Consider the following 18,304-nt stretch of genomic DNA (forward strand, 5'->3'; position numbering starts at 1 on the left):
AAGGTCCACGGAGCCTTGCCGATGAAATCGTTTGAAGTGAATTTTGATGGTCTGGTCGGACCGACGCACAACTACGGCGGGCTGTCGTACGGTAACGTTGCTTCGCAAAGCAACAGCCAGCAGGCATCCAACCCGCGTGAGGCGGCGCGTCAGGGCCTGGCGAAGATGAAGGCGTTGATGGAGATGGGCTTCCAGCAGGGCGTACTGGCCCCGCAGGAGCGCCCGGACGTGGCAGCACTACGCCGCCTGGGTTTCACTGGAACCGACGCACAAGTGATCGAGCGTGCCGCCAAAGAGGCCATGCCGTTGCTGGTCGCCAGCTGCTCGGCCTCGAGCATGTGGGTGGCCAACGCCGCCACCGTCAGCCCCAGTGCCGACACTGCGGACGGTCGCGTGCACTTCACCGCCGCCAACCTCAACTGCAAGTACCACCGCAGTATCGAGCACCCGACCACCAGCCGCGTGCTCGGCGCCATGTTTGCTGATAACAAGCATTTTGCCCACCACGCCGCTTTGCCGGCGGTAGCGCAGTTTGGTGACGAAGGCGCGGCCAACCACACACGTTTCTGCCGCAGCTACGGCGAGGCCGGTGTCGAGTTCTTCGTCTACGGCCGCAGCGCCTTCGACACCCGCTACCCGGCGCCACAGAAGTACCCGGCACGCCAGACGCTTGAGGCGTCGCAAGCCGTCGCACGCCTGCACGGCCTGAGCGAGGAGGGCGTGGTCTTCGCCCAGCAGAACCCGGCGGTGATCGACCAGGGCGTGTTCCACAACGACGTGATCGCGGTAGGTAACGGCGAAGTGCTGTTCTACCACGAAGACGCCTTCCTCGAGACCGAGGCGATGCTTGGCCAACTGCAGGCTAAACTGGCTAAACGAGGCGGCAACTTCAAGGCGATCTGCGTACCGCGCTCGGCTGTAACGGTAGAGGACGCGGTGCGTTCGTACCTGTTCAACAGCCAGTTGCTGTCTCGCGCCGATGGTTCGATGCTGCTGATCGTGCCGGAAGAGTGCCGTAACAACGAGCGGGTCTGGGCCTATCTGTCGTCCTTGACCCGCTCGGGCGGGCCGGTCGGCGAGGTCAAGGTCTTCGACCTCAAGCAAAGCATGCAGAACGGCGGCGGGCCGGCGTGCCTGCGTTTGCGTGTGGCATTGAATGAAACGGAACTGGCGGCGGTCAATCCAGGCGTTATCATGACCGCACCGCTGTACGACACCCTGACTCAATGGGTCGACAAGCACTACCGCGATCGCCTGAGCGAAACCGACCTGGCCGATCCGCAGTTGTTGCTGGAATGTCGTACGGCACTGGATGAACTGACCCAGATCCTCAAACTGGGTTCGGTCTATCCGTTCCAACTCCAACCTTGAGAGAGAATTCGACTATGTCCGACGCCCTGCAGCTGATCCTTGAAGATGAAGATGGTACCCAGCTGGAAACTTCCTGCACCCGCTTTGCGGTGGTCTGGCAAGGCAAGGAGGTATGGATTCAGCAGGATGGCCGTGGTCAGCTGCTGATCGGCGTCGACGTTGAAGAAGACGACACCGAGTACGCCAACCTGCTGCTGCGCCCGCTGGCCACCAACCTGGTGAGCCTGCAGCTGGAAATGGAACCGGCCGATGCCGGCGACGATGATGATCACGTCCATGGTCCCGATTGCGGCCACCATCACTAAGGAATAGCCCATGCTCGCCCTCGGCAAACTGCTTGAACTGACCCTGGCCGGTCGTGAACCGGCAGAGAAGACCCAGCTGACTGTCGAAGGCGTACGCATGCGCTGGCTCGGCGAGGGCGCCCTCGAAGTGCGCCCGCCCGATGCCCTTGACAATGGCCTGGACCTGCTGCTGTCGGCGGGTATCCATGGCAACGAAACCGCACCGATCGAGCTGCTTGACCGGTTGCTGCACGACATTGCCCGCGGCGATCTCAAGCCGCGCGCGCGTATTCTGTTCCTGTTCGGTAACCCTGACGCGATCCGCCGCGGCGAGCGTTATATCGAGCAAGACGTCAACCGCCTGTTCAATGGTCGCCACGATCAGACCAGCGGCCCCGAGGCCCTGCGCGCCTGCGAGCTGGAGCGCCTGGCGGCGACTTTCTTCAGTGTGCCTGATCGCACCCGTCTGCATTACGACCTGCACACCGCCATTCGCGGTTCGAAGATCGAGCAGTTCGCGCTCTATCCGTACAAGGAAGGCCGCCAGCATTCGCGCCGCGAACTGGCGCGCCTGAGCGCGGCCGGCATGGAGGCGGTGCTGCTGCAGAGCAAGGTGTCGATCACCTTCACGGCCTACACCTATGAGCAACTGGGGGCCGAAGCTTTTACCCTGGAACTTGGCAAGGCGCGGCCGTTCGGAGAGAACGGCGCGGTCAACGTCGATCGCCTGGAAACCCGCCTCAAACAGATTATCGATGGCACCGAACCCGAGCCGCCTGAGGCCCTGGATGGATTGAAACTGTTCAGCGTGGCGCGCGAGATCATCAAGCACAGCGAGCATTTTCGCCTGAACCTGCCGGCCGATGTCGAGAATTTCTCAGAGCTCGAGCCCGGTTACCTGCTGGCCGAGGATATCGCCGATACCCGCTGGATTGTCGAAGAGCAGGGCGCGCGCATCATTTTCCCCAACCCGAAAGTCAAGAACGGCCTTCGGGCGGGGATTTTGATCGTGCCCGCGTCAGATCAGGGCCTTGCTTGAGTTGGGCACGTTTGAACTTAAAAGTGAATTCGCGGAGCCAGGCCCAGCTCCAGGCGCAAGGCGTTTTCAGTAAAAGGCGCTGGGTTGGTACGCAGGGCAGGGGTATCGGTGGACAAGCCGAAATCAAAAGGCCTATGGCTGGTGATAATGCCGATGGCCTGCAGTTGCGAATTGGCTACCTCCTGTTGCTTGCCGGCCCGTGTGGTGACTATTGAGGTGCCTGGGAAAACCGAGCCGGTGAGGGAGTTCCAGGCATTGCACAGACAACGGTAGAAATCCAGCAGGGGCAGGTCGTCGGAAGCTGGTCCTGCAGGGTTGAAGTGCAGTTTGCCGCCAGCGTCGGCAATGCCCGGAACTCCGTTCGGTGTAACGAAGTGATCGCCGATATCGTCATCGAAATCCATGTCGGGCTCATAGCCCGAGGGTAAATGGTTCAGGATTTCGTCCACCGTGATCGAGGGCCTGTTGTCCAGCGCCGACAGCAGCTGTCTTCCCGCGCTGGTTTTGCGAAGCAGGTCTAAGTGGTCGGCGATCAGGCGTTGAAAGCGTGAGTCCCCTTGTGGGCGGATACTGTTATTGCCCAGGGCCGCATGTTCAGGACTTACCGGTTGGCTGAAGCGGCTGTCGCCGGGCAAGTTGCGGGCGTAGAAGGCTTCACTGCCTGCGCTGCCCAGCAGGATGTTGCCGTCGATACGGTTTTCCCCTGAGCCCGTTTCGATGTAGGTAAGCCCTGTGCCGAGGACAATACGATTGTTGCCGGCCCCGACATAGATTTTGCTGTCGCCGCTGCCTGTTTCAATATGGTTGTTGCCATTACCCGCATTGATAATGACTTGGTGATGCACGTCTTCAGTGATCCAGATCCTGCTGCCAGTGTTTTGAGTGCGCAGGACCAGTATTTGATCGTCGTTCATCGCCAGGACAAACCTGGTCGTGCCGATGACAGCGTACAGGTTGCAGTCCAGGGTTGAAATTTCAATATTTTCAGCAGGTGACCGGACCTGTATATCCACCTGGCTTGTGTGAGGGGCGCTGGTTATCGAGTGCTTGAAGTGTTCCGAGGTGACGGTGACATTGCTGTCCTCATGCAGCAGGATCACTTGACGGACCGCGCCAGGATACGGGTCATCGTCATACTGGAAGTGGGCATAGCCCGAGCCGCGCCCGGTAAGGTAGTAAGTCGGATTGGGGTTGCTTAGGTTGTACATGTCCACTCCATTGGGCGTTGGGAAAACGTCAGGCTATGGAGGTTTGAACATGTCCGGGCACTACATATTTATGCATCTGTGCGCAAGGCGGGGAGGCTGCCAGGCTCATCGCTGAGCGGTGCCACGGGCCCAAGAACCGGCCGCAGCGGTGCGGCCGGCGCTGGTGATGCAGGACTAGATTGCGCGTTTTTGCGCTACTTCGTTACGGCGTAACGCACGCAACTTCTGCAAGGTATCGGCGCAAGTTTTCGCCGCTTCCACGCCCTTGACCAGGAAGTGTTCGAAGTAGAAGTTCTGGTGCTCGTCGCCGGCATGGAAGTGGTGCGGGGTCAGCACTACCGAGAACACCGGCACTTCGGTTTCCAGTTGCACCTGCATCAGGCCGCTGATCACCGACTGGGCGACGAACTCGTGGCGGTACAGGCCGCCATCGACCACCAGACCGGCAGCAACGATGCCAGCGTAGCGGCCGCCACGGGCCAGCAGCTTGGCGTGCAGGGGGATCTCGAAAGCGCCGCCGACTTCGAAGAAGTCGATGTCGCTGGGCTGATAGCCTTGTTTACCCATTTCCTCGACGAATGCCTTGCGCGCCTGGTCGACAATGTCTTTGTGCCAGCAAGCCTGGATGAAGGCGATGCGCTCGTGGGAAGGGTTCTTGCTATCGATTGCGGTAGGTTGCATTGAAACGGACTCCTGTTTGTATGAGAAACAGGGCGCTGGATCGAAGGGGATTTCGCCGTGCAGGTGCAAAGCGACAGGCGCGGCTGCGCCTATCCCGTTCTCTCTTTATCCGGACTATGACCGTCGGCCCCGGAATCACACCGGGTCTGCTGACCTTACAGGCTGGCCTGCAAGCGCTCGCGGGCTATGCGCATTGCGCGCAATTACCGCCGGTGGGGAATTGCACCCCGCCCTGAGAACGTTGCCACCGGTATCGGCGGCGGGGAATTATTAGCACAGATGTCAGGTAAACGTATAGGCTGCTAACGGTTTTTTCCGGATGAACGACATTTCATCAGGGAAACCTTGCCAATTGTTTTATACGGCCCCAGTAATACCGTGTCACCAGATCACAACAGGCCCTGAGAGGCCGGGCAGGGTGCCAGCGAGCGGTTTTTCGCTGACGTTGTCGCTGCAGGCCGTCCAATTGACGGTTTCTATAGCATAAACACACTGCACCCGAGCCTAAGGCCCGATATAATGCGGCCCTTTGCCGTCGTTTCGTCAATTTGACGCAAGCATTTGCCTTAAGGCCGCCGTTTCCGTGGAAGAACCTATGAAAAGCGCAGAAATCCGTGAAGCCTTCCTTCGCTTCTTCGAAGAGCAGGGACACACCCGAGTTGCCTCCAGCTCCTTGATTCCGGGCAACGACCCGACCCTGCTGTTCACCAACGCGGGGATGAACCAGTTCAAGGACTGCTTCCTTGGCCAGGAAAAGCGCGCCTACACCCGCGCGACCAGCAGCCAGAAATGCGTGCGCGCCGGTGGCAAGAACAGCGACCTGGAAAACGTCGGCTACACCGCCCGTCACCACACCTTCTTCGAAATGCTGGGCAACTTCAGCTTCGGTGATTACTTCAAGAAGGACGCGATCACCTACGCCTGGACCTTCCTGACCAAGGTGCTGAACCTGCCGGAAGAGAAACTCTGGGTCACCGTCTATGCCAGCGACGACGAGGCATACGACATCTGGACCAAAGAGATCGGCGTACCGGCCGAGCGCATGGTGCGCATTGGCGACAACAAGGGCGCGCCCTACGCCTCCGACAACTTCTGGACCATGGGCGATACCGGCCCGTGCGGCCCTTGCACCGAGATCTTCTATGATCACGGCGCCGACATCTGGGGCGGCCCGCCCGGCTCGCCGGAAGAAGATGGCGACCGTTACATCGAGATCTGGAACAACGTTTTCATGCAGTTCAACCGCACTGCCGATGGCGTGCTGCACCCGCTGCCTGCACCGTCGGTGGATACCGGCATGGGCCTGGAACGCATCAGTGCGGTCATGCAGCATGTGCACTCGAACTACGAGATCGACCTGTTCCGCAACCTGCTCAGCGCTTCGGCCGCCGCCATCGGCTGCGCCAATGCCGAGCAGTCGTCGCTCAAAGTGGTTTCCGACCACATCCGTTCGTGCAGCTTCCTGATTGCCGACGGCGTGCTGCCGTCCAACGAAGGCCGCGGCTACGTCCTGCGCCGCATCATCCGTCGCGCCTGCCGCCACGGTAACAAGCTGGGCGCCACCGGCAGCTTCTTCTACAAGATCGTCGCCGCCCTGGTCGCCGAGATGGGCGAAGCCTTCCCCGAGCTCAAGCAGCAGCAGGCCAACATCGAGCGCGTGCTCAAGGCTGAAGAAGAGCAGTTCGCCAAGACCCTGGAGCAGGGCCTGAAGATCCTCGAGCAGGACCTGGCCGAGCTCAAGGGCACCGTGGTGCCGGGTGACGTGGTGTTCAAACTGTACGACACCTATGGCTTCCCGATGGACCTGACCGCCGACATCGCCCGCGAACGCGAGCTGACCATCGACGAAGCAGGCTTCGAGCGCGAGATGGAAGCCCAGCGTGAGCGTGCCCGCTCCGCCAGCGCCTTCGGCCTGGACTACAACACCCTGGTCAAGGTCGACGTGGCCACCGAGTTCACCGGCTACAACGCCACCGAAGGCAGCGCCAGCATCGTTGCTCTTTATAAGGACGGCAAGGTTGTCGAGCAGCTGGGCGAAGGCGAGGAGGGCGTGGTCATCCTCGACCGCACGCCGTTCTACGCCGAGTCCGGTGGCCAGGTGGGCGACACCGGCTACCTGCAAGCGGGCAACGTGCGCTTTGACGTGCGCGACACCACCAAGACCGGCGGCGCCTTCCTGCACCACGGTGTGGTGGCCAGCGGCACCCTGACTGTCGGCACCCAGGTGCAGACCCGGGTCGATGCCGACGTCCAGCACGCCACCTCGCTGAACCACTCCGCCACCCACCTGCTGCACGCTGCGCTGCGCCAGGTGCTGGGCGATCACGTACAACAGAAGGGCTCGCTGGTCGATAGCCAGCGCCTGCGCTTCGACTTCAGTCACTTCGAGGCGGTCAAGCCGGAGCAGCTCAAGGCCCTGGAAGACATCGTCAACCGTGAAGTGCGCAAGAACTCCGAGGTGAAAACCGAAGAGACCGATATCGAAACCGCCAAGCAGAAGGGCGCCATGGCGCTGTTCGGCGAGAAGTACGGCGACAGCGTGCGGGTGCTGAGCATGGGCGGCGATTTCTCCGTCGAGCTGTGCGGCGGTATCCACGCCAAGCGTACCGGTGATATCGGCCTGCTCAAGATCATCAGCGAAGGTGGCGTGGCCTCCGGCGTACGCCGGATCGAAGCGGTCACCGGCGCTGCCGCACTGGCTTACCTGAACGCTGCCGAAGAGCAGCTCAAGGAAGCCGCGCAACTGGTCAAGGGCAGCCGCGAAAACCTGATCGACAAGCTCTCGGCAGTGCTGGAGCGCAACCGCCAGCTGGAAAAACAGCTGGAGCAACTGCAGGCCAAGGCCGCCAGCGCTGCTGGCGACGACCTGTCCAGTGCAGCCGTCGAGGTCAAGGGCGTGAAAGTCCTGGCCGCGCGTCTGGATGGCCAGGATGGCAAGGCGCTACTGGCGCTGGTCGATCAACTGAAGAACAAACTCGGCCGCGCAGTGATCCTGCTCGGCAGTGTCCATGAGGAAAAGGTCGTACTGGTTGCCGGTGTGACCAAAGACCTGACTGGCCAACTCAAAGCCGGTGATTTGATGAAGCAAGCCGCTGCCGCGGTGGGTGGCAAGGGCGGTGGTCGTCCGGACATGGCGCAAGGTGGTGGCGTAGACACCGCCGCGCTGGACAACGCGCTGGCCCTGACCGTGCCATTCGTGGAGCAGGGCGTTTAAGGCGTACATCGGCCCGCCGTCCAGTGGCGGGCCATGGCGTCGTTTGAATGTTTATTGGGTGCCCTTCATGGGCTGAGGCGGCTTTGAAATGGCGTTGATCGTACAGAAATTTGGCGGTACCTCGGTCGGCACAGTCGAGCGAATCGAGCAGGTTGCCGACAAGGTCAAGAAGTTCCGCGAAGCCGGCGATGACCTGGTGGTAGTACTGTCGGCGATGAGCGGCGAAACCAATCGCCTGATCGACCTGGCCAAGAAGATCAGCGATCAGCCGGTTCCGCGTGAACTGGATGTGATCGTCTCCACTGGCGAGCAGGTGACTATCGCCTTGCTGGCCATGGCCCTGATCAAACGTGGTATTCCGGCAGTGTCCTACACCGGTAACCAGGTGCGGATCCTCACCGACAGCGCGCACAACAAGGCGCGCATCCTGCAGATCGACGACCAGAAGATTCGTGGCGACCTCAAGGCCGGCCGCGTGGTTGTGGTTGCAGGTTTCCAGGGCGTCGACGAGCACGGCAACATCACCACCCTCGGTCGCGGTGGCTCCGACACCACCGGCGTGGCCCTGGCGGCAGCGCTCAAGGCGGACGAGTGCCAGATCTACACCGATGTCGATGGTGTCTACACCACCGACCCGCGCGTGGTGGCCCAGGCCCAGCGCCTGGACAAGATCACCTTCGAAGAGATGCTGGAAATGGCCAGCCTCGGTTCCAAGGTGCTGCAGATCCGCGCCGTCGAGTTCGCCGGCAAGTACAACGTCCCGCTGCGCGTGCTGCACAGCTTCCAGGAGGGTCCGGGTACCCTCATTACCATTGATGAAGAGGAATCCATGGAACAGCCGATCATTTCCGGCATCGCCTTCAATCGCGATGAAGCCAAGCTGACCATCCGTGGCGTACCGGATACCCCGGGCGTTGCTTTCAAGATCCTCGGCCCTATCAGTGCCGCGAACATCGAAGTCGACATGATCGTGCAGAACGTTTCGCACGATAACACCACCGACTTCACCTTCACCGTGCATCGCAACGACTACGACAAGGCCCACAAGGTCCTGGACAAGACCGCCGCCGAGCTCAACGCTCGCGAAGTGGTAGGTGACACCAACATCGCCAAGGTCTCGATCGTCGGCGTCGGCATGCGTTCCCATGCCGGTGTCGCCAGCCGCATGTTCGAAGCGCTGGCCAAGGAGAGCATCAACATCCAGATGATCTCCACCTCCGAGATCAAGGTCTCGGTGGTAATAGAAGAGAAGTACCTGGAGCTGGCAGTGCGCGCCCTGCACACCGCCTTCGAGCTCGACGCCCCTGCCCGACAGGGCGAGTAAGGCGGCTGCCTCTGGGGGCGCGGCCATGCCGCGCCCTTCGTGTTTCTGGCTGGCGTGAGAAATCTGTGCTTTTGCTCGCGCTAGTCAATACTTAGGCGTAGGTCAGCAGCCGTCACGGGTTGTAGGCTGAAGCCCTTTTTTTTGCAGACTGTTATCCCTGAACTGAATTGCGTGAGGAGAAAGCTATGTTGATTCTGACTCGTCGGTGCGCCGAGAGCCTGATCATTGGCGACGGCGAAATCACCGTGACCGTGCTCGGCGTCAAAGGAAACCAAGTGCGGATAGGGGTCAACGCCCCTAAAGAAGTGGCCGTCCACCGTGAGGAAATCTACCTGCGGATCAAGAAAGAGAAGGACGAAGAACCAACCCATTAATTTTTATCGAGTTTTTTTCAAAAAAGAGTTTGCAAACGGGGAAGGGTCTGGTTATTATACGCCCCGTGTTGCGGAGAGGTGGCCGAGTGGCCGAAGGCGCTCCCCTGCTAAGGGAGTATACCTCACAAGGGTATCGGGGGTTCGAATCCCCCCTTCTCCGCCATTATTCATGTAGGACGCTGTAATCTGCCTGAATCGCCTAAGTCGTTGAAATTAAACGAAAAAGTGGTTGGCAAAATGATTTAGCGGCCTATAATGCGCGGTAACAAATGCACTCATAGCTCAGCTGGATAGAGTACTCGGCTACGAACCGAGCGGTCGGAGGTTCGAATCCTCCTGAGTGCACCATACGACGAAGCGGTTTTCAACTTGAATGCTGCTTCAGCTGCAACCAGAGGTGATCTGGTCCATCAAGCGCCAACCCTGCACTCATAGCTCAGCTGGATAGAGTACTCGGCTACGAACCGAGCGGTCGGAGGTTCGAATCCTCCTGAGTGCACCATACACCGAAGCAGTTTTCAGTTTGAAAGTTGCTTTAGCTGTAACCAGAGGTGATCTGGTCCATCAAGCGCCAACCTGCACTCATAGCTCAGCTGGATAGAGTACTCGGCTACGAACCGAGCGGTCGGAGGTTCGAATCCTCCTGAGTGCACCATACAACAGAAAGCCCGCCTATCAAGGCGGGCTTTTTGCTTTCCGGCATTCATCTTCCGGTAAGGCGTGATGAATAGACTGTCATCGTTGCCGTGCCAGCCCCGCGCTATTTTATGCCGATCCCGATGTGTTTTTTTTCGCGCTACCGCCGTCGCACTGTTGCCTGCATACGTTGTCACAAGTATGTCTCGCAAACGATTGTTCTAGCCGCGATTTTTTCAGCACCCTGACAGCTCAAGCGGTGTATGATTGCGCCCGTCAGCCCCGCCGGGGCTTGTGGAATACCACCATGGACTTACCCAGTAGTTACTCAATAGCAAGTTTTGCCAATCAAGAATTGACTGATTGATCTCCCGGCGTGCTCCGCTGCTGGGAGTGGAGTTCGCCTATGACTGAAGTAGAAGTAAAAAAGACGCAAGAAAGCCTGCAGGATCGCCTGGCCCAGGTGGTCGAACTGCTGCAGCGTCAACGCGTGGTCGAAGACCTGACCCACCGTCAGGAAGGTCATCACCATGACCTGGTAGAAAACCTCGTTCACCGCCAGAACCTGGTCGAGCTGCAACGCAAGCTCGACGACCTGCACTCCGCCGACGTTGCCTACATTCTCGAAGCCTTGCCGCTGGACGATCGTCTGACCGTCTGGCAACTGGTCAAGGCCGAGCGCGATGGTGACATCCTCCTCGAAGTGTCCGACTCGGTCCGCGAGACCCTGATCGCCGACATGGACGATCACGAGCTGCTCGCCGCTGCCAAGGAAATGGACGCCGACGAACTGGCTGACCTGGCGCCCGAGCTGCCCCGTGACGTTGTCCACGAGCTGATGGAAAGCCTCGATGCCCAGCAGCGCGAACGCGTGCGTTCGGCCCTGAGCTACGACGAGGACCAGGTCGGTGCATTGATGGACTTCGAGATGGTCACCATCCGCGAAGACGTCAGCCTCGAAGTGGTATTGCGCTACCTGCGCCGGCTCAAGGAGCTGCCAGGCCACACCGACAAACTGTTCGTGGTTGATTACGACGGCATCCTCAAGGGCGTGCTGCCGATCAAGCGCTTGCTGGTCAACGACCCGGAGAAGAAAGTCGCCGAGGTCATGGCCAGCGATCCGGTGAGTTTCCACCCGGATGAAGACGCCTACGATGCCGCTCAGGCGTTCGAGCGTTACGACTTGATTTCCGCGCCGGTGGTGGACAAGAGCGATCGCCTGATCGGCCGTCTGACCATCGATGAAATGGTCGACCTGATTCGTGAAGAAAGCGAAAGCGAAGTGCTGAGCATGGCCGGTCTGCGCGAAGAAGAAGACATCTTCGCCTCGGTCTGGCGCTCGCTGCGCAACCGCTGGGCGTGGCTGGCAATCAACCTGATCACTGCCTTCGTCGCCTCGCGGGTGATCGGCCTGTTCGAAGGCTCGATCGAAAAACTGGTGGCACTGGCGGCGCTGATGCCGATCGTTGCCGGTATCGGCGGCAACTCCGGCAACCAGACCATCACCATGATCGTGCGCGCCATGGCCCTCGACCAGGTCAGCCCCGGCAACACCTCGCGGTTGATGCGCAAGGAGCTGGCAGTGTCGCTGATCAACGGCCTGATCTGGGGCGGAGTGATTGGTGTGGTCGCCTACCTGCTGTATGACAGCTGGTCGCTCGGCGTGGTCATGACCGGTGCCATGACCCTCAACTTGTTGCTGGCGGCGCTGATGGGGGTATTGATCCCGATGACCCTGGTGCGCCTGGGCCGCGATCCGGCGATGGGCTCCAGCGTGATGATCACGGCGGTGACCGACAGTGGTGGCTTCTTCATCTTCCTGGGCCTTGCCACCATCTTCCTGCTCTGATTGAGCATCCGACAAAAAACACCCCTCGCGAGGGGTGTTTTTTTGCCTGGCGTTTATTGCTCGGTGAGGTGCTCGATAAAGGTCGAGCCGCTGTAGCACTCGCGGAACAACCCGGCCTGCACCAGGCGTGGCATCACCTGTTCAAGGAACAGGTGCACCGATTCCAGCGAGCCACCGGGCGCCGCGATGAAGCCATCGATGGCACCGGATGCAGCCCATTCGACAATACTCTCGACGGCATCGTCCACCGTACCGATCACCTGCCAGTGTGCAGCCGAGATCACCTCTGGGCGCAACAGTAACTCACTGACCCGCAGCGATTCACGTTCGATCAGACGTCGCAGCAGGTTGGTGTGGGTACGGCTGCCAGGATTGCTCACGGGCGCAGGCAGGTCAGCGGCGGTGATCGGGCGGTCTTCTGGCCATTGGTTGAGGTCGAGCCCGGTCATCTCCTTGATCGAGGCAAACTTGCGCGGCTTGTCGATGCGCGCGTGGGTGCACATGAACAGCTCGCGGGCCTGTTCGCGGGTCTCGGCCAGGTACAGGCTCAGGCCGGGCAGCAGGCGAATGTCGGCCGGATCGCGGCCGTGTTTTTCAGCGCGGCGGGACAGGTCGTGACGCAGCTCGAGCGCAGCGTCGATATCCGGCGTGGGGGCGAATACCAGGTCGGCCACCGACGCGGCAAAGTCACGGCCCGAATCGGATGCGCCGGCTTGCACCAGCGGGATTCGGGTGTTGGCGTACACCGGCAGGTTGAGTGGGCCCTTGACCTTCAGGTGAGCGCCGTCGTGGTCGATCGGGCGAACCTGTGAGGCGTCTGCGTAACGGCCCGTGCTGCGATCCAGTTTCAGGGCGTCGCTGGGGAAGCTGTCCCACAGCTGATGAACCACCCGGGTGAACTCCGCAGCCCGCTGGTAACGCTCATCGGCACTGGGCATTGCCGTCAGGCCGAAATTCTCGTGGCCTTGCAGCGCGGTGACGATGTTCCAGCCGACCCGGCCCTTGCTGATCCAGTTCAAAGACTGCAACTGGCGGGCGACTACATAGGGCGGCAGGAAGGTGGTCGATACGGTCGAAACCAGGCCGATCTTCGAGGTGTGCTGGGCAACTGCGGCGAGCAGGATGCTCGGGTCGAGGCTGGCGAAGCCCGAGCCGCTTTCGAGCATCTGCGGCACCAAAGCATGAACATCGGGGCGAAAGACAAAGTCCAGGTGCGCAGCTTCTGCGCGCTTGGCCAGATCAATCGCAAACTCGGCGGTGAAAATACCTTCTATGTTGCTGTTCTCGCGCCGCCAGCCATCGCCGCTCAACCAGGTCGGTGCCAGTGACAGGCCAATGTGCAGGCGCTTGGGGGTACTCATCCTTGCAATTCTCCTTGTGGTCTTTTGATGGACTCAGAACGCGCCCTTGACGCCGACGCCGACCATGCGCGGCAGGGTCATGCTCGCCTCGGTGCCGCCGATGCCGCGGTTCTGCTGCATATAGGTGGGCGAGCGGTCGTCGAACACGTTCTTCACGTAGCCGTACAGCTGCACCTGCTTGTTGAACTGGTAACTCATCCGCGCATCGGTGAGGGTGTAGGGCTTCACCGAGTAGGACGAGGTGTTGGCGGTGTCGGAGTAATAGCCATCCAGGTGACGGACCTGGACGTTGAGGTTGAGTTTGTCGGTGATGTCCCAGCTCGGGCCAACGCTCAGGGTGTAACCGGGGGAGCGGGCAAACTCGTTGGCCTGGTAGTCGGCGTTGCTGGAGATCTTGTCGATGCGTGTACGCAAGGCGCCGGCACTGGCCTTGAGGGTCAGGTTGTCGAGCACACGGTAGTCGGCGCTCAGCTCCAGGCCATAGGCGTGGGCCTTTTCGGCGTTGATGGTGTAGGACTGGGCGACACCCGGGGAAATCACCACCGGGATGTTGTACTGAGCGTCCTTGAAGTCCATGTAGAACAGGTTGCTGCTGAGGATCAGGCGGTCGTCGAGCAGGTTGGCGCGGCTGAACAGCTCATAGTTCCAGATCGACTCTTCCTTGAAGTACGCCCATTGCCGGGTGGTCAGGTTGAGCGACACGCCACCGGGATTGTAACCGCGGCTGACCAGGGCGCCGACGGTCCAGTCCGGCGTCGCTGCGTAAGCCAGCGAGACCTTGGGCAGCAGGGCGGAGAAGGTTTTCTCGTAGTCCAGTGCCGTCGGTGCCAGCACCGAATTGCCCTGGCGCTCGATGTGATCCTGCTGAAAGCGCAGGCCGGTGCTCAGGGTCCAGCGCTCACTCAGGCGGTAGCTGAGTTCGCCGAAGATGCCGAGGTTCTCCTTGGTGTCATCGAAGGCCGAGAGCCCGCGCAGGTTCAGGGTTTCGTCGGTCTTGGTGTGGGCGTAGTAGATGCCACCCATGCCGCTTAAAGTATCCAATGCGTCGCCGAAGGTGATGCGCGATTCGTTGGAGGCGTTTTTCTGCTTGATATCGGCGTCGCCTTCGCCAGCGATGCCGGTGAACCGCTGCACGTTGGACAGCGAGTATTGCGCCTGGTTGAACAGTTTGATGCCGTTGTCGAAGTCGTAGCTGACATCCACCACGCTGGTGTTGGTGTCCTGCTCCCAGCTGGGCATGGTGGTGGTGTCGTGGTCGAGCTTGTGCAAGGGCGCCGAGGCGGCCTCCTGGCTTGGGCGGTTGCTGTCGTTGTGCGCGAAGGTGTACTTGGCCTCAAGGCCCGGCAGCGACTCGGGCACCCACAGCAGCTTGACTCGGGCGGTGACGGCGCGGAAGTTCTGGTCGGCCTTGCCGCGCTGGAACTTCGGGTTGTCGTAATCGATGAAAGTGTCGCGCGCCGAGTAGTCCACCGCCAGGCGGCCGGCCAGTTCGTTGCCCATCAACGGGCCGGAAACAGCCACCGAGCTGCGCTTGGCGTCATAACTGCCGACCTCGGTCTGGTAGGCAGCTTCGGGAGTGAAGGTCGGATCCTTGGTGTTGACGATGATCGCGCCGGCAATTGCGTTGGCCCCTTGCGAGGTGGTTTGCGGGCCACGGAACACTTCGATGCTGTCGATATCCCAGACCGAGGTGGCGCCGAAGAACATCTCGTTGTAGTTCAGGTAGTGGCCGTCGAGGTTGATCGTCGCCCGTGGCACGGTGCCGCCCCAGAACACGTTCTGGCCGTTGTTCGGGCCCTGGGTGTCCTGGCCGCGGATGATCGGCGCGCCGACCGAGTCGGTGTAGATCACGTTGGGCACATCATTGAGTACTTCGGCCACCGAGGCGCTGCCGGTCTTTTCCTTGTCGATCTCCTTGGCGGTCTTGATCGACACGGAGGAGGCGGTGTCCTTGAGTTCGCGCTCGAGCTTTTCACCGGTGACGATGATCGGCTCGAAAACTACACCCGGCTTGTCGCCGGTAACCACGCTTTGCCCGAACGCGTAGGGCGAAGCCAGCAATGTCGAGAGTGTGAACACACTAAAGCCTTGGCGCAGTGTGCGATGTGGATGTGCCTTCAAGATGCCCCCAAATGAGAATGATCCTCTTTCCCGTTCGAGGGTAGCACGGTGCTATTGCGTTCCTCAATAAAGAATTCATTCCACAAAATGGCAATAGGTACGGATTCAGGGAATCGGTATCATGACCGCCAACAAGCGCGACCGTGCGCGCCGGCGAGGAGAGCGAAGAATTGAACAATGAGATGAGCGCCCTGGACGAAGAGGCGCAATCAGCCCCGGAAAAGCGCTCCGGCACTATTCAGTCGGTGTCGATTGCGGTGCGTTTTCTCCAGGTACTGGCCAATGCCGAGAGTGAGTTGGCGCTGGGGGAGGTCGCTCGGCGCACTGCTACCGGTGGCTCGACTGCCCATCGCTATTTGCAGAGTCTGGTCAAGGAAGGCCTGGCCAAGCAGGACCCGGCCAGCGGCCTCTACGACCTGGGGCCGGCAGCGCTGAACATCGGCATCAGCGCCTTGAAGCGCGTCGATGCGGTGGATATTGCCGCCCAGCACATGAAGACCCTGGCCCAACAGCATGCCGCCAGCGGCGGGGTGGCGATCTGGACCGACCGCGGCCCGACCCTGGTGCGCTGGTACCGCAGCGCCTACTTCTCGATCAACCCGCTGGCCCTGGGCGACATCCTGCCGATCGACAACACCGCGTGCGGCCTGGTGTTCCAGGCCTTCCTGCCCAAAGCTGTGATCGATGCCGCGCGCAAGCAGCAGCCCGCGCATTTTCGTGGCACGCCGCCTAACAAGGCGCTGCTCGATCAGGTGCGTAATGGCCGTTGGGCCGAGCTGACCAGCCATCTGCTCTCGAACGTCACCGGCCAGGCGGCGCCGGTGTTCGATGCGCAGCAGGAAATCGCCTGCGTAATGACCACGGTCACTGACCTTGGCCAGCTCAAGTCAGCAGAGGATCGCGACGCCCTGCACCGCGAAGCCGGCCTGGTCAACCAGGCCACCGGCGGGCGGATTTTCGATCAGCGCGGTTGAGCCTGGCGACCCTTGGGCACCACCAGCGGCGTGCCGCTGACGGGGTCAGCAATGATCACCGCCGGCAGGCCGAATACCTCTTGCACCAGCGCCTCGGTGAAAATCGCCCCGGGCGCGCCCTCGGCCAGCACCGCGCCATCGCGCATGGCGATCAGGTGCGTGGCATAGCGGCAGGCCTGGTTAAGATCGTGCAGCACCGCGACGATGGTTCGGCCCTGGCGATTCAGGTCGTTGAGCAGCTCGAGCAATTCGATCTGGTGGGCGATGTCGAGAAAGGTGGTCGGTTCATCGAGCAGCAGGATCGGTGTTTCCTGCGCCAGCACCATGGCAATCCAGACCCGCTGGCGCTGCCCGCCGGAGAGTTCATCAAGCACCCGATCGGCCAGCGTGCTGACCTGGGTGGCGGCCATGGCAGCGTTGACCGCCTGCTCATCGGCTGCCGACCATTGGCGCAAAAATGACTGATGAGGAAAGCGCCCGCGTGCCACCAGGTCGGCAACCGTAATCCCTTCCGGCGCCGTGGCGCTTTGCGGCAGCAGGCCGAGGCGCCGGGCAACCTCTTTGGCCGCAAGCGCAGTGATATTCTTGCCGTCGAGCACCACACGACCATGGGCTGGGGCCAGCAGCCGCGACAAGGCTCGAAGCAGAGTGGATTTTCCGCAGGCATTGGGCCCGACGATCACCGTGAAAGAGCCGTCGGGAATGGCGATGGAGAGGTCGCTGGAGATGGTGCGCTGATCGTAACGCAGCGTCACGGCGTCAGCATGCAGGCGATGCGTCATGGGTAGCCTTTCCTTGCTGGCAGCTCGGCGGCGAGTATTGCATGTGCAGAATTAATTCTGCAATATGGAATGCGATTGCATCGCATCCACGTTTAGACGAGCTTGTGCCCGTTCTCGAACCCTTCCTGCCGCCCTTGTAGCAAAAGACCGATTGCCGATGAAAAAGCTCACCTTCGCGCCAATGCTTGCTGTTGCGGCGCTGATCCTGCTTGCCTGCAGCGCCGTTGGGCCGAGCCCGGTAAGTGCCGCCAGCGAGCCCGCCAAACCGCTGCGCATTGCTTCGACTTCGCCGAGTGTCACCGGCATCTTGCTGGCCATGGAGGCGCCACTGGTTGCCAGCGCGGCCACCACGCCGAGCCGGATGACCGACAGCAAGGGCTTTTTCAGCCAGTGGGCGGCGGTTGCGGATCAGCGCAAAGTCGAGGTGCTGTACCCCAACCTGGTGTTCGATATCGAGTCGGTGATCGGCGTCAATCCCGACCTGCTGGTACTGGTTGCCACTGGCGCCGATAGCGTCGTCCAGCACCAGGCCGAGCTTGAGGCCCAGGGCATCGCCACCGTCGTGGTCAATTATTCGAACCAGAGCTGGCAACAGATCGCTACCCGCCTTGGTCAGGCGGCGGGGCTGCAGGCGCAGGCAGCGGCGGCGATCAAGGATTTTGACGACTACACCGCACGCACCGCTGCCACGATCAAAGCGCCCGTGGGCGGGGTGAGTATCGTCGGCTACAACATTGGTGGCAGTTATTCTGTTGGCCGTGCGTCCAGCCCGCAGGCCCGCTTGTTCACCGCGCTGGGGATCAAGGTCGCGAGCCTGCCGCCGGCCCTGACCGGTGAGGTCACTCGCGCCGTCGACTTCGAGTTCATTTCCCGCGAAAACCTTTCGGCTGCGATCACCGGTGAAAGCGTGTTCCTGCTGGGTGGCACCGATGCCGATGTACAGGCGTTTGTTGCCGACCCGCTGCTGGCCAACCTGCCGGCGGTGGTGCAGAAAAAGGTCTACGCGCTGGGCCCGACTTCGTTTCGTATCGACTACTACTCTGGCCGGCAGATGATCGATACCGTCGCCCGGCACCTGCGCTGAGT

14 protein-coding genes, 4 tRNA genes and 1 riboswitch are annotated in these 18,304 nt (G+C 61.0%); of the genes, 13 read left to right on the forward strand and 5 right to left on the reverse strand.

Translation table 11 applies throughout. From position 1 onward, the window contains the following. Window positions 1-21: 21 nt before the first annotated feature. Genes astB through astE form a run of 3 tightly spaced genes read left to right on the forward strand, consistent with a single transcriptional unit; the run spans window position 22 to window position 2,694 of the window. Window positions 22-1,371, forward strand: coding sequence for an N-succinylarginine dihydrolase (astB, locus tag LOY37_RS07545; protein ID WP_258716577.1), 1,350 nt, complete (start codon window positions 22-24; stop codon window positions 1,369-1,371). A 14-nt stretch (window positions 1,372-1,385) separates the two neighbouring features. Further along, window positions 1,386-1,676, forward strand: coding sequence for a topoisomerase II (locus LOY37_RS07550; protein ID WP_045200170.1), 291 nt, complete (start codon window positions 1,386-1,388; stop codon window positions 1,674-1,676). A 10-nt stretch (window positions 1,677-1,686) separates the two neighbouring features. Further along, window positions 1,687-2,694 carry a succinylglutamate desuccinylase gene (gene astE, locus LOY37_RS07555; RefSeq protein ID WP_045200172.1) on the forward strand — a complete coding sequence of 336 codons (1,008 nt, stop codon included), beginning with the start codon at window positions 1,687-1,689 and terminating at the stop codon, window positions 2,692-2,694. A gap of 17 nt (window positions 2,695-2,711) precedes the next feature. Here astE and LOY37_RS07560 read toward each other — a convergent pair whose 3' ends face one another. After that, the gene (locus tag LOY37_RS07560; RefSeq protein ID WP_258716578.1) at window positions 2,712-3,902 is read right to left on the reverse strand and encodes a M91 family zinc metallopeptidase; all 1,191 of its coding nucleotides are present in this window, start codon (window positions 3,900-3,902) and stop codon (window positions 2,712-2,714) included. A gap of 174 nt (window positions 3,903-4,076) precedes the next feature. Beyond that, window positions 4,077-4,583: a 6,7-dimethyl-8-ribityllumazine synthase gene (locus tag LOY37_RS07565; protein WP_045200175.1), complete on the reverse strand. Its 507-nt coding sequence runs from the start codon at window positions 4,581-4,583 to the stop codon at window positions 4,077-4,079. A 92-nt stretch (window positions 4,584-4,675) separates the two neighbouring features. After that, a riboswitch (FMN riboswitch) is annotated at window positions 4,676-4,827 on the reverse strand. A 351-nt stretch (window positions 4,828-5,178) separates the two neighbouring features. Between LOY37_RS07565 and alaS the strand changes: the two genes are divergently transcribed. From alaS to mgtE, 8 genes are all read left to right on the forward strand, one after another. After that, window positions 5,179-7,797: an alanine--tRNA ligase gene (gene alaS, locus LOY37_RS07570; RefSeq protein ID WP_258716579.1), complete on the forward strand. Its 2,619-nt coding sequence runs from the start codon at window positions 5,179-5,181 to the stop codon at window positions 7,795-7,797. A gap of 88 nt (window positions 7,798-7,885) precedes the next feature. Further along, window positions 7,886-9,121: an aspartate kinase gene (locus LOY37_RS07575; protein WP_010226665.1), complete on the forward strand. Its 1,236-nt coding sequence runs from the start codon at window positions 7,886-7,888 to the stop codon at window positions 9,119-9,121. A gap of 185 nt (window positions 9,122-9,306) precedes the next feature. Next, a complete protein-coding gene (gene csrA, locus LOY37_RS07580) occupies window positions 9,307-9,495 on the forward strand; it encodes a carbon storage regulator CsrA (protein WP_010226667.1) in 189 nt (62 codons plus the stop codon). Between the two features lie 72 nt (window positions 9,496-9,567). Beyond that, window positions 9,568-9,658: transfer RNA gene (locus tag LOY37_RS07585), tRNA-Ser, on the forward strand. A gap of 108 nt (window positions 9,659-9,766) precedes the next feature. Continuing rightward, window positions 9,767-9,843, forward strand: a tRNA-Arg gene (locus LOY37_RS07590). Window positions 9,844-9,920: 77 nt separating this feature from the next. Continuing rightward, window positions 9,921-9,997: transfer RNA gene (locus LOY37_RS07595), tRNA-Arg, on the forward strand. A 76-nt stretch (window positions 9,998-10,073) separates the two neighbouring features. Beyond that, window positions 10,074-10,150, forward strand: a tRNA-Arg gene (locus tag LOY37_RS07600). A gap of 387 nt (window positions 10,151-10,537) precedes the next feature. Then, the gene (gene mgtE, locus LOY37_RS07605) at window positions 10,538-11,980 is read left to right on the forward strand and encodes a magnesium transporter (protein ID WP_045200179.1); all 1,443 of its coding nucleotides are present in this window, start codon (window positions 10,538-10,540) and stop codon (window positions 11,978-11,980) included. 53 nt (window positions 11,981-12,033) lie between these two features. Here mgtE and LOY37_RS07610 read toward each other — a convergent pair whose 3' ends face one another. Together LOY37_RS07610 and LOY37_RS07615 are read right to left on the reverse strand one after the other, a co-directional pair. Beyond that, window positions 12,034-13,341, reverse strand: a complete 1,308-nt coding sequence (locus tag LOY37_RS07610; RefSeq protein ID WP_258716580.1) for an NtaA/DmoA family FMN-dependent monooxygenase — start codon at window positions 13,339-13,341, stop codon at window positions 12,034-12,036. A 33-nt stretch (window positions 13,342-13,374) separates the two neighbouring features. Continuing rightward, entirely contained in the window at window positions 13,375-15,462 is a 2,088-nt protein-coding gene (locus LOY37_RS07615) for a TonB-dependent receptor (RefSeq protein WP_258716581.1), read from the reverse strand. Between the two features lie 182 nt (window positions 15,463-15,644). On the opposite strand from LOY37_RS07615, the gene LOY37_RS07620 reads away from it, so the two are divergent. Further along, the gene (locus LOY37_RS07620) at window positions 15,645-16,436 is read left to right on the forward strand and encodes an IclR family transcriptional regulator (protein ID WP_258717179.1); all 792 of its coding nucleotides are present in this window, start codon (window positions 15,645-15,647) and stop codon (window positions 16,434-16,436) included. On the opposite strand, the gene LOY37_RS07625 is transcribed toward LOY37_RS07620, so the two are convergent. Continuing rightward, on the reverse strand, window positions 16,424-17,218 hold the full coding sequence (locus LOY37_RS07625; RefSeq protein WP_258716582.1) for an ABC transporter ATP-binding protein: 795 nt from the start codon (window positions 17,216-17,218) through the stop codon (window positions 16,424-16,426). The genes LOY37_RS07620 and LOY37_RS07625 overlap by 13 nt on opposite strands. A gap of 157 nt (window positions 17,219-17,375) precedes the next feature. Here LOY37_RS07625 and fepB point away from each other — a divergent pair, with 157 nt between their 5' ends. Next, the gene (gene fepB, locus LOY37_RS07630; protein ID WP_408980693.1) at window positions 17,376-18,302 is read left to right on the forward strand and encodes a Fe2+-enterobactin ABC transporter substrate-binding protein; all 927 of its coding nucleotides are present in this window, start codon (window positions 17,376-17,378) and stop codon (window positions 18,300-18,302) included. Window positions 18,303-18,304 lie beyond the last annotated feature (2 nt).

Source organism: Pseudomonas sp. B21-012, assembly GCF_024749305.1.
Lineage (GTDB): Bacteria > Pseudomonadota > Gammaproteobacteria > Pseudomonadales > Pseudomonadaceae > Aquipseudomonas.